Source organism: Pseudomonas sp. HY2-MNA-CIBAN-0224 (genome assembly GCF_040310285.1).
In the GTDB taxonomy this organism is placed as follows: domain Bacteria; phylum Pseudomonadota; class Gammaproteobacteria; order Pseudomonadales; family Pseudomonadaceae; genus Aquipseudomonas; species Aquipseudomonas helleri.
Window position 1 is genome coordinate 1 of sequence record NZ_JBEOPQ010000982.1, and the last position, 229, is coordinate 229.

Annotated in this window: 1 protein-coding gene; it reads left to right on the plus strand. The window is 41.9% G+C overall.

The genetic code is table 11. The features are described 5' to 3' along the window. The coding region (locus AAEZ03_RS29175; RefSeq protein WP_502948002.1) for a hypothetical protein at positions 1-229 on the plus strand (229 nt) is incomplete at both ends.

Here is a 229-nt window from a genome sequence, read left to right on the forward strand (position 1 = left end):
TATCGATGCACTATGGCAAGATAATAATCAAACTGCTGAGACTGATAAAAAAGCCAATGATACTTTTAAAAATTCACTGGCTGATTTGCCGCGACCTTTAGCTCAATTGCCGCTCTACCCTGTCACTGATTATGAGGCTGAATATCCGAGTTGGGAGCTTTATAGTGAAGGCTTGCTGCTCGATCACAACGATGCAAACGTCTTTAATACTGCCTACACTCAGCATAGT